The organism is Halogranum amylolyticum (assembly GCF_900110465.1).
GTDB classification, from domain to species: Archaea; Halobacteriota; Halobacteria; order Halobacteriales; family Haloferacaceae; genus Halogranum; species Halogranum amylolyticum.
On the sequence record NZ_FODV01000020.1, the window covers coordinates 30442 to 41280 of the forward strand.

At 54.3% G+C, this 10839-nt stretch carries 9 protein-coding genes; 1 reads left to right on the forward strand and 8 read right to left on the reverse strand.

What is annotated here, in order from left to right; translation table 11 throughout:
- Window positions 1-183: 183 nt before the first annotated feature.
- From cas2 to BSG17_RS21095, 8 genes are all read right to left on the reverse strand, one after another.
- Window positions 184-444: a CRISPR-associated endonuclease Cas2 gene (gene cas2 / locus BSG17_RS21060; RefSeq protein WP_089827363.1), complete on the reverse strand. Its 261-nt coding sequence runs from the start codon at window positions 442-444 to the stop codon at window positions 184-186.
- A gap of 2 nt (window positions 445-446) precedes the next feature.
- A complete protein-coding gene (cas1b, locus tag BSG17_RS21065) occupies window positions 447-1442 on the reverse strand; it encodes a type I-B CRISPR-associated endonuclease Cas1b (protein ID WP_089827364.1) in 996 nt (331 codons plus the stop codon).
- Between the two features lie 4 nt (window positions 1443-1446).
- Window positions 1447-1914, reverse strand: coding sequence for a CRISPR-associated protein Cas4 (gene cas4 / locus BSG17_RS21070; protein ID WP_089827365.1), 468 nt, complete (start codon window positions 1912-1914; stop codon window positions 1447-1449).
- Window positions 1915-2112: 198 nt separating this feature from the next.
- Complete coding sequence (locus tag BSG17_RS21075; protein ID WP_089827366.1) at window positions 2113-4890, reverse strand: CRISPR-associated endonuclease Cas3''; 2778 nt, start codon at window positions 4888-4890, stop codon at window positions 2113-2115.
- A gap of 52 nt (window positions 4891-4942) precedes the next feature.
- Window positions 4943-5740 carry a type I-B CRISPR-associated protein Cas5b gene (gene cas5b, locus BSG17_RS21080; RefSeq protein WP_089827367.1) on the reverse strand — a complete coding sequence of 266 codons (798 nt, stop codon included), beginning with the start codon at window positions 5738-5740 and terminating at the stop codon, window positions 4943-4945.
- Between the two features lie 8 nt (window positions 5741-5748).
- Window positions 5749-6774 carry a type I-B CRISPR-associated protein Cas7/Csh2 gene (cas7b, locus tag BSG17_RS21085; protein ID WP_089827368.1) on the reverse strand — a complete coding sequence of 342 codons (1026 nt, stop codon included), beginning with the start codon at window positions 6772-6774 and terminating at the stop codon, window positions 5749-5751.
- 12 nt (window positions 6775-6786) lie between these two features.
- Window positions 6787-8901 carry a type I-B CRISPR-associated protein Cas8b/Csh1 gene (gene cas8b / locus BSG17_RS21090; RefSeq protein WP_211609271.1) on the reverse strand — a complete coding sequence of 705 codons (2115 nt, stop codon included), beginning with the start codon at window positions 8899-8901 and terminating at the stop codon, window positions 6787-6789.
- Window positions 8898-9719 carry a CRISPR-associated endoribonuclease Cas6 gene (locus tag BSG17_RS21095; RefSeq protein ID WP_089827369.1) on the reverse strand — a complete coding sequence of 274 codons (822 nt, stop codon included), beginning with the start codon at window positions 9717-9719 and terminating at the stop codon, window positions 8898-8900. The genes cas8b and BSG17_RS21095 overlap by 4 nt, the downstream gene beginning before the upstream one ends.
- Window positions 9720-10394: 675 nt before the next feature.
- Between BSG17_RS21095 and BSG17_RS27255 the strand changes: the two genes are divergently transcribed.
- A complete protein-coding gene (locus BSG17_RS27255) occupies window positions 10395-10541 on the forward strand; it encodes a hypothetical protein (protein WP_170864899.1) in 147 nt (48 codons plus the stop codon).
- Window positions 10542-10839 lie beyond the last annotated feature (298 nt).

Here is a 10839-nt window from a genome sequence, read left to right on the forward strand (position 1 = left end):
ACTCACGCTTCAACCCCACAAGGGTTCGTCTGTAACCCGTCTCCATTTGACGGTGTGCGTGCTGATATTGGGCGGATTCACATCAATATTTCCATCGACCTTCAATTCTCGCTGTACCCCCCGGGGTTGATGGAAACTCGTGGAAACGCTCTGAATGAACCCAGGTCTCTCAACGAGAGTGAATCAGGTAAAGCGACTTCCTGGTTCGTCTGTATCGCCAAACGTAGAAAGTTCGAATGCTGCTTGGTTTGTCGTTTCAAACATCACGATCGAGTCGTCGGCCTCAAGCTTTGATCGAATCTCATTTTTTAGCTCCGTTACCTGCCCAGCAGTCAGTTCACCAAAGAAAACGGAGTATTGCAGATGCTCAAGCCGTCTTCGAAGGAGTTTTCGATAAATATGGGTACGATCTGCCGGCACGTCGTATACGACAATCACCTGCATTGTTACCACCACCGCTCTGTAGCGTTGTACGTTTCTCCTGTGAGAATGTGCTTTTTCAGGCTGTACACATCCGTCTGGACGAGAGTTTTGAAGCTCACTTTGCGGTTAAGACGTGGATGCTCAACCGTTCTGTCGAGTGTCTTTTCATACTCTTGTAACACCGTCAACCGACCATCTTCAGAGAGGAGACACCCCTCGAGCTCTGACTCGAAGTCGTCAATAGATATCTGCTGACGGTTCACTAACCGAAAAACGAGTCGATCAGCGAGAATCGGTTTAAAGATATCCGCGATATCCAAAGAGAGTGTGAACCGTCGCTCACCTGGCTCGTGGACAAAACCGATCGTTGGGTCAAGGGCAGTTTTACGAATTGCAGAGACACAGGTTGTATAGACCATCCCGTTGAGGAATGACACAAGAGCGTTAGCTTCGTTCGAGGGTGGGTTGTATTCACGCTTTGTAAGCTCGAAGGGGTCTCGAAGAATTTGGTCAAAGCATCGATAGTAGTGCTTTCTGGCGTTCCCTTCGAGGGCGCGAAGGTCGTTGACAGTCTCTGTCTCCGAAACTTGCTCCTTCAAACTCGCGAGTGTATTGACTACGTTCGAGAAGTCTCCACGGCGGTCGGTGTAGTACCGAAGATTTCCGCGCATATTATGGATACTTGCTTCTATAATTCGATGACAAACCTTCATCCGTCTGTCGGCATCGTCGTATGCTCGAACTTGTTCAACGACAGTGTTTCCCGACACCTGACCTCGCTTAGGGAGATACGAGCCCTTGTAGTAATCTTTCCAGCCAAAGACGTGAACGGGGACGCCATGGTCGTTCAGCAACCCGAGTGCCCGAGTGTTGAAGTTGACCTGGCCGTGGAGATAGAGCGAATCAACTGACTCAACCGGGAGGTACTTCGTTTCCCCTTCGAGGGTATCGATGCGGAGAGTACTTTCGTTGCGAGACAGTTCACCGTCGGCGAATATATGATGATTAGGCTTTGTCATTGTACTACATCCAACAGATGTCCTGGTACAGACAGGAATCGCAGTATGGTTTCTTCGATAGCTCCGGTGGTGCGTCTTGATTAACGATGTCGAGAATGCCGATGACAGTCCGTTCCACTTCTGCCGCAGCGACGTCGTCTAACTGAACCGACTCTCGTTTTCGTTCGGTCGGATACGCAAGGACGCCGTCCTTCTCAATGCCGTGGACCTTATCGAGGTACCAAAGATAGAATAGTAACTGCATCCGTGCGGGTGTTTCCAATCTCGAGGAGACTTTCACTTCCATAACCGCCCCCGATTCAAGCAGGTCCAGCTGAATCCGGTTTCCAATCATGAACGACCGGCGAGAACCCTGATAGCTTGTCTCATCAACGTGAGTTCCTCGCTGAATGTTGGTCGTCTCACGGTCAATATCGATACCACGAGACATGAACCAGAGTTCTCGCTTACAGACGTGGTAATACTGTACCATCAACCCGGTAATTGGGGTGTCTGGGTTGGAACCAGGTTCTCGTTCCGTTCGTATGTACTCACGGAGCCGATCACCGGAGTTCACTACCCCACCTCTCGACGCCGTTGTTCTCAGTTGGAGACTGACTCTGTATCTGTGGCATCACTTTGACAACTACCGACCGCTGTATTGGTTCTTTCCCCGACAGTTCTATTGTCTTCAGATTCCGGTGAACCGACCAGCGACGACATCGTCGCTGCCCTGAAGGCCACCTTCGGAAAATGCGTACCGGAGACCAGAATCACCAGTGTAGCGATACACCTGTACGCCATCAGCAGAGCGTTCCTTACCGTCGACACGCGAGATTGCAGGTACGTCTTCGACAGTATCGACCGGAAGTGAAACGCGAATATTCGCGGCGTTAGCTAAATCATCATACGCTGATGGGTCGCCATTTATAAATCGGTCAGTCAGCTGGTTTATCCACCTCTGTTCAGCGTCAGTCAACGCCACAAGTACGTCGACAGTCTGGTAGCCTCCGATTAGAGACTGTTGTGCGAGCCACCCAGCGTCACTAGTGTCGATATGCTCCCGAATTTCTGTCGAACTGAGTGATTTTTGCTCTAGAGCATCGAAGTAAGCATCGACAGCATGTTTCGATAGTTCGACGTCAGATACATCGGTTGGGTCCTCAACGTCGGCAAGGACGGTAGCGATTAACTGGAGGTGAGCAGGGATTCCCGTGTCAGTCGAACCACGCTCATAGACGTAGTGTGCAGGCGGTGATGACGCCGGGTTGTCAGGTGTCTCCTCATCGGGATCAGCGAGTGTCCACACGACGACTCGACCCCCATTTCGACCCCACTCGTACGACCGGTTGCACCGACCAGCAGCTTGGACAATGCTGTCTAAGGGTGCGATGTCTCGGAAGACAGTCTTGAAACTTAAGTCAACACCCGCTTCGATTGCCTGGGTCGAAATCAGGACGAACGGAATCGAACTCGTCGAGAGAAGGTCCGCTAACTCGATAATGACCTGTCGGTCGAACGGCCGATACCGCGAATTAAGCGTCAACACGAGTGGGCCGACCCCGTCGGGGACCATCCACTCACCCTCTTCAGTAGCGACGATCCCATGCTCGGCAAGTACGTCGTGGGCGATTGCTAACGGAGCGATATCCATTGAGACGGTGTTGAGATTCTGCTCGTGCAGTAAATTCTGAATCGTGGCACCGAGGTGGACAGTCTCACTATTCGAACAGATGGATTCGGTTAATTCGCTTGAACTATCGATTGTATTGCAAATTGCCAGTGTCGAGCCATCGTCGCTAGTTGTATTGAGGATTCGCTCAGCAGCAGCCTCGTGCGAGAGGTATGTCTCGTCGGCATCAAGCTGGTGGCAGAGTGCTGTCTCTTCAATTGTGTACCGGACGCGCTCTGCTTGCTCGAAGTACGCTGCTTCCGAGGCGGGAGGAAGGTCTGTACGATACGCTGGACAGTCAAGACAGTGCTGACAACTATTATCGTCGTGATCTTCTCCGGCACTCAGCAGCGACTCGGTTTCCACATCTCGGAAGAGGGTTGGTTGAGTCGCGGTCATGGCGATAACTTTCGTCCCGTATTCCGTGGTCAGTAGATCAAGTAACCGCTTTATTGCATCCCACCAGTCTTTCGGAAGCGCTTGTGGTTCGTCTAGTATGACGAGACCCCCGTCAAGCGCCGAAAGTTTCAGTCCCTGTCTATTTGAGGGCCCGGTTAGGCTCTCGAAAAGCTGGACAAACGTCGTCAATACTGTCCCATCTCGCCACGACTCACCTAGAAGCTGAGCTGTCTCCTCAACGTCGGAGTTATCGACATCGGTATCGTTCCGTTCATCGTGATATACGACAGTTTCACTCAAGTAGTGATGGACGGTCAGTGCTGACGTCGTGGGGTCGACACCCCACAGATCGGGATCTTCGAAGATTGCCCGTGTCTGTTCAATGATAGACGTATACGGGAGCGCATAGACGATAGGTTGAGAGGGGTCAGAGTCGCCGAGAAGATCTCGAGCTTCGAACGCCGCTGAGAGGCCAGTAAATGTTTTTCCAAGCCCAGTTGGAAGCGTGAGTGTCGAAATCGCAGGACCGTTCTCTATCCATTCGTGAACGCCGCGGACAGCCTGTCGTCGCGCTCGCTCCCGTTCGTCATTGAGTTGTGCTTCCAGGTCATTTACTGGCGGGTCATCTCTAAGCGTGGCGATGTACTCCTCGATTGTAGCTTGATCAAGTGTGTCAAGATTAAAAACATGATCCTCCTGGATGTCCATCGCATGGCTTTTGTCGGCCAGCGTGAGCGCAGCCCAGTAGTGGAGTGTGCGGTCGTAGAGTCGTTCAGGGAGTGTTTCCCCGTTCGGCTTTGGCCCTGTGAGTTCCTGCCGGGCAGAGTGTTTGTGGAGTTCGTCGACGACATCACCGCTATCGACCCACGCTTTGAAGCTCTCCCAGGTGACGTTGACACCAGAGAGTTGGAGGAGTTCGGTCGCTTCATCGGGCCATCGACTACTGATCTGATCACACTGAGCGTGGATCGCCTCGGCGTCGAAAGCTTCGGCAAGCGTATGAGCAGTGTAGGGCGCCGCATTTGGCAGTGCTTGATGATGCCGGGCAACGGCAAGTGTCGCTGCAAGTTTATCCTGCGGTGAAGCGTCGAGTTCTCCTAACACGAACCACGTCGCGAGTGCGCCGAGCCGCGCGTGGAATCGCTGTTCATCTGGTCCGTCATAGGTTCCTCGGAGATAAGCCTGAAATTGAGGTGTCGCCTTCCCGAAATCATGTAATGCCGACGCCACTTTTAGATAGGACGCGCGTTCGTCAGTGAATCTGAACAGCCGAACCGCTCGCTCACTCACAACGGAGTTGTGAGCGGTGAGCTTCAAATCACCTGCAGAGGTCAACTGTGACTGGGGATAGTCGTGCTTTGTACTGGCGATAGGATGTGAAATAAGGGGTCGGTCCATGTATTGTAAAAAGTTGACGTGTTGCTGGGTTGGATGCTGAGAGCGGACGGGACTAGCGGAACACTACAGTTCGGTCGCCAACCTTGACGGGCGCGATATCGACATTCTCACCAACTCGTACTGAGTGATCAGATTGTCGAGTGTAGACGTAATCGTCGAAGCGAGTGGTGCGTCGCCCGCCAGAGTCTGCCTCCATTATCGCGGGCGACCGCTCGACTCCGTAGGTGACGCCTCCTTGTGGAATCGCTTCCGACAGGGAAATTGGAACGACAGAGTCGATATCGACACGACGCTCAACTTCGAGTTGTGTGGGTGTTTGTTCCGTCTCGACATCACGAATCGTTGCTAGGTACTCGGACTTCCCGAGACTTGGTGCATAGACTGACGTCCCATCCTCGAGATGTCCTCGGAGGTCGTGGTAAAACGACTCGTCTTCGAGGGCAACGTCGATGCGGTAGGCGGGATCAGCGAGCACTTCGTACGCGTGGAGCTGACGGTCACTTTCTGTTTCCTGGTAGGTCAGCTGATATGATGCCCAGTGACCAGGTGTGGTTGTAACATCCTGCTTTGGATCAGTCCCCAGTCCAGTTGTCGGAATGTTGACCGTCCGAAGATCCGCCAGCGGTGTAATGGCTATTGCTGAGTTGTCACCCCCGAAGATATCGTAGTACGAATCCCGGTCGGCACCGACGATTGCTGCAAGCATACCGGCAATAGTGGTTCGTGGCGGGATTCGGTACGTCTGCTTGGTGACGCTGCGGCCAACGCGCTTGAAGTGGCCCCACGTAGACCGGACGGTGAACGACAGACAGCGATCGGGCACACCCTCGGCATCAATATGTGGTGGCATAGTAGCGCTTAGGCTGCGAGATCTCGCTCTTCGATGACGTCGATTTCGTGGATGTCGTGACCTTGTTCGGTAAGTACCGCCCCGAGTTCGTCACCACGAATCGTCTCATCGCCAACTTTCAGCTCGAGACGGTTGTCTCCGACAATATGAACCGTTTTGATTCGGTCTGCTGCGCGCGAAAGAGCGTCGACGAGTGCAGTAGCGTCGACGACGACATCGTTGACCGAGCGCAGTGAATCCGCGCTTTCTTCGGAGAGGTCGAGGAGTTCTTGCAATCCACCGATGTGGTAGTTCCCTGCTTCGTACTCGACGCGGGCGTAGAGACGTGGTTGCTGGCCCAGTTTCGATCGCGACGTTGTCTGGTTTTTCAGTGCACGCCAGCAGAGGGTGTCAAGTCGCTTAACGTCTTCCTCGGTTAGGTCGGTCGACTCGGCACCGTTATTATCAATTAGCCCCCAGAACGGGAAAATTCCATACTTTATGCGTTTGTCGTCAAGGTCGAACCCACCCTGTCGGTTCTCCTCGTCGGTCCCGATGACGCTAGTGAGTGAGTCGTACTCCTCGTTTTCCTCAACGGCATTCAGCGACTTCGAAGGGAGGAACTGAACCGGCCCCTGGTAATGGTTTGGGAAGGCGCTGTTGAGGGCTGATCGGAACTTCTCGTCTTCGTCGTTATCGCTTGCTTCGAAGCTGAGTGTTGCTCCGAAGTATCGAACATCCGTTGCGGCTTCGAGGAACTTCTTCCCGACGTCTTCGATATCTTCGAGATCATCGGCATCGTCGACGCCATCGAGAACATCCTTTGCGAGCGTCGTACGGGTTCGCGACCGACCATCCATCTTCTTCACGTAGATATCGAACCCATCGTCGAGCAGTTGGTCGCGAAGGTAGCGTTTGAGTCGGACGTCAGTGATGATTCCCTGACCAGTGTCAGGATCGCGTCGAGGACGGTTGTCTCCGATTGGATTACCGTTGGGGTTGCAGTCCTTGGCGTCGTACACGAACAGGAGTTCAGAGCGATTTGGTGTCGTCATTGGTTTGATCGATTAGTTGGTGGTCGGATTGCTTTCGGCCGTTCCTTCGAACAGATCGAACGCGACTGGCATCGAGCGCCGGCCATGGGCATGGCCGAGCACGTAGCAGAACTGGAGTTCGCGTTTTTCGATGTTCCACGCAGTGGGCATATCCTCTGTCGTCTCAAGGAGTCGATCGACCGTCTCTGGAAAGAGAAGGTCCCGATTCGAGTCATAGTCGGAATCGAGAGCGTACACTTTCGCCTTCTCAAGGGCGCTCGTAAGTGCGTTTTCAAGGCTATTCTTGCTCAGTTGATCGCCCTTCGTCGTCGAGTCCAGTGGGCGACCCATACTGCGCTCATTTTCTTGATGCCAGCTCACCTGACCAACCAAGACCCCCGCGAGCGTTGCTGCACGGCGCTCAGTGTCGTCGAAGAGTGGTCGGTCAAGGAACGATTCGAGTCGGTTCTCCCGGATTGCCGGCAGCTCCGACGTGTCGAGGTCGGTATCGGTGGTCATGGTGGTATCTGTGGGTTCGATTTGCACGTCGAGTCCGTCGAGCAGACCCGCTCGTGAGAGTGTCTCCAGTTGAATGAGTTGCTGAGTGACAACCTGGTGTGGCGGCAGTTCGCCGCCTTCGCTTGCGTCCTCGTAGCGGCGTACGTATTCGTCGAACAACATCGCTGCATTGAGCGGGACACCAGCGACGAGTCGAGCGTCGACGATTCGGCGGAAATCGTCGCCTTCATCGTCACCTCGGTAAGCGAACGTCGCATTGGTGAACTCGTGGCCGACGATTCGGTTAAAGGCAGATTTCCGGGCAACGTTTTGATCGTCGGGGAAATCCAAGAGTGGCCAGTTCTCGTACTCCTGGAACCCACCTTGCTGTGGGGAGAGTGTCGGTCCGTGGACCGTCTTTTCCAGGGCATCTGCGAGTTGTGAGACCCAGTAAGTGGTTGCTGCTGGTTCCTCAGCTACGACGTTCTTGTCGTCACTGATGGGAAGTGTGATCGTGTAGAAACGAAGCTCCGCTTCAGCGAGCTGTTGAAGTTCTTCGCTATCGGACTCACGGAGTTCGTACGTGACGCGAGCCATCGGCGCTGAGTAGTCTTGGTTGTACTCGCTTTCCCTGTCGAGCGACTGAATTGCGCCGTAGAGTGCTTCTGCCTTCTGGGCAGTGAGGCGACCAGCGAAGTACGGCAGGGAGTACGTCTCCACACCCCCGTTGCGGAAGACACACTTCTCGATGAGGTCTTGGCCCTTGCTGAAGAGCATAGCTACGTCCGGAGTCACCGGGTAGTTGCGCCAAGACTGGTCTCTCCGCAGACCTGGCTGTGCGTCAGGGTGTTTGACTGAGAAGATTCCAAGTGGGCTCTCTGGCGTTCCGACGACACGACTATCTACACCAGAGACGACCCCGATACCTTCGCCCTCTGACGAACCGGAGTCGATGTTTTTATCGGCGGCGTTTTCAGTCGCGTATCGCTTCATCGCCTCGGTGAGCACGTCCAGGTCAGCAGGCCAGTACCACTTTACTCCCGTTTCATCGCTATTCTCAAGTTCGGAAGCATCGATGCGAAGACGCACCGTGAAGGCCGTTGGAACGGATTCGTCTGACGGAAGAAGAGACTCGACCTGGTCTTCCAGCGTAGTAAGCGAATTACTATCTTTCTCGAAGACATCAGCAAGTCGGTCTACTATCCAGCCGTCTGGATGGCCGTCGTCACCAGTGACGCTCACTACACTATCTCTGGTAGTCCAAGAACGAACACGTCTAAGGACAGTACTTGCAACGCCCGCAGCGTCGTTGCCGTTCTTCGATCCGATCTGAGTCACGCTGTACTTTGCGCCGCGCCCGCTCGATTTGTGTGCATACGCGAGTTTTGAGACGTCCTCCTTCCGGAGGGTGTCTACTCGCGGTTCGCTCACCTTCGACTCGTCTTCGGTGAGGTCGATATCGACGGTTACGAGACGACCATCGTCGATGAACGGTTCGAGTTTACTTGGTGTGCCGTACAGTTCACCACCGCTTTCGGCGACGGCTAAAACACCGTACAGCGCCATTACGTCTTCCAAGCTCGCTGGCGGCCGTCCGTGCCAGTGCTCGTCAATCGCTTTCTCGAAGTCGTCGCGTGTTGGACCGCTCATGATGATCCTGCTCGTGGCGGCGTCTTCTCGAGAAGATTGACGAACCCAAAGCCATGTTCACGGCGTTGACCGATACCGGCGTCGAGCGCGAGATTCAGATGGTATCGGTGTGTCTCGTCGCGGACGCGATAGCCGAAGCGCCACTTTGAGAGAATCACCGTCCGGTCCACGGCTGTCGCCGGTTGGAACGGGATTGAGTAGGTAATCTCGTCTTTTATTGGCTCAACGCTCTCGAATAGAGGCTCGTCAACTTCGGTCGGGCCGTCGTAGTAATCGTCACCGTACAGCTCGTGAGTCTGCTGAAGTGACCGACGAATCGCATCACGAAGCGGACCCATTCCATGGTCAGGTCGCCAGAACATCTTTGTATCACTGTCTCCCGAGGTCATCTCCGACGTATCAAGGTCGTGAGAATCCGCTTGCTCTCGGTTGAGCGCACAGTAGACGCCCGTCGCCGTGTCCATGGTACCTGTCGACCCAGTCTCTCCGACATTGGGCACATGTCCCGTAATCTCTGAGACACGGAAGCGCATCTGGCCGATGTCGAACTCCCGATTCTGTCCGAAGTGAGCAACGAGGTCGTCAAGAACCGCTCGGCGCGGTGATGCAATCCGAAGGTATCGACGATCTCCCTCTTCGATGTCTCCCCATGGGTAGACGTTCGAGAACGCAAATCCGACACCGTCGTTGGTGTCGTGAACCTCGTCGTACGCATCCTCATCCTCGAAGGCGCGCCAGATACGACCTCGGAGTTTGTGATGGTATGAGGTATCGTAGCTGGCGTCAGCGATAGCGTCGAGAGCTAATTCGACCCGCACGTGTGTGATCCCTCCTATGGCACATAATCTGTGTCATACCTGCTTCTGCGTAACCAATTGTTATGTAGTTTGGGGTGGATTTCATGAATTCCTTCATCTCGAATAGTGGATTAACTTGATTAGAAAATGAAAACCCGATTCGCTCCTGCGCTGGGCCTCGAATAATGATTCTCGAGGCGATAACTTCCTTCCGAAGGGATCAACTGCGATCGAGCAATATCGCGATTCAGTTTAGAATGACTTCAACCTCAGAAGAGTTCGTCTGTAATTCTGTGTCTATTGAGGTTTGCTCCCCTGCATCTGCACTTCAATCCGTTACGGTTCGTCTGAAAGTCGGTCGCATAGTAGACCATGCCGTCCCAGGGCTTGTATCTTACTCTCACGAGGGGAGATCTGAAAGTACTTCTAATGGCTTGTGATATCTGATGTCTTCAGCAGCGTAACCTCACGGGGTCGTCTGTAACGGGGGCGTTCTGTCCGTCGTCGCCAAAGAGTGCGCGGCTTCAACCCTACAAGGGTTCATCTGTGACCATTTCACGGTCTAAGCGCACGTAACGCTCCATCGTGCTTCAACCCCACAAGGGTCCGTCTGTAACGCCCAAGACTTCCCCCACCCCCTAGGGGCACTACCGCTTCAATCCCACAAGGGTTCGTCTGTAACGATGCTCATTTGGCGTGTTCAGGCATAATGCCGGTGCTTCAATCCCACGAGGGTTCGTCTGTAACGGCGACGAGCACGACCACCCCGTCGCCGACCTCCGAGCGCGGACACTCGCCGAGGACGACGCGTTCGTCTACGTCGTCGTGATGGAACGGCCGTAGCGCCTAGATCCGCGCCCGGATCCGCCGACTCTTTTCAGCGACCGAGCCACCACGCGAGCGCCGTGAGGACGACCCCGACGAAGTTGAGCATGAACGCGTAGGTCAGCGTGTCCATGCGAGCACTTGAGCACGCCCGGCGCAATATTCGTGGCGGTGTCGCACCCGTTGCGCACCCCACCCACCCCGAACACATAGCTTTGCTTCAATCCCACGAGGGTTCGTCTGTAACGCGTAGGCGCGTTTCTTCGCGAAGAAGTGGCTGCTGCTTCAATCCCACGAGGGTTCGTCTGTAACTCTC

Excerpts from the sequence above, each read along its gene's own strand:
- cas2 (WP_089827363.1), bottom strand. The coding sequence starts at position 444 with ATGCAGGTGATTGTCGTATACGACGTGCCGGCAGATCGTACCCATATT.
- cas1b (WP_089827364.1), bottom strand. The coding sequence starts at position 1,442 with ATGACAAAGCCTAATCATCATATATTCGCCGACGGTGAACTGTCTCGC.
- cas4 (WP_089827365.1), bottom strand. The coding sequence starts at position 1,914 with ATGGTACAGTATTACCACGTCTGTAAGCGAGAACTCTGGTTCATGTCT.
- BSG17_RS21075 (WP_089827366.1), bottom strand. The coding sequence starts at position 4,890 with ATGGACCGACCCCTTATTTCACATCCTATCGCCAGTACAAAGCACGAC.
- cas5b (WP_089827367.1), bottom strand. The coding sequence starts at position 5,740 with ATGCCACCACATATTGATGCCGAGGGTGTGCCCGATCGCTGTCTGTCG.
- cas7b (WP_089827368.1), bottom strand. The coding sequence starts at position 6,774 with ATGACGACACCAAATCGCTCTGAACTCCTGTTCGTGTACGACGCCAAG.
- cas8b (WP_211609271.1), bottom strand. The coding sequence starts at position 8,901 with ATGAGCGGTCCAACACGCGACGACTTCGAGAAAGCGATTGACGAGCAC.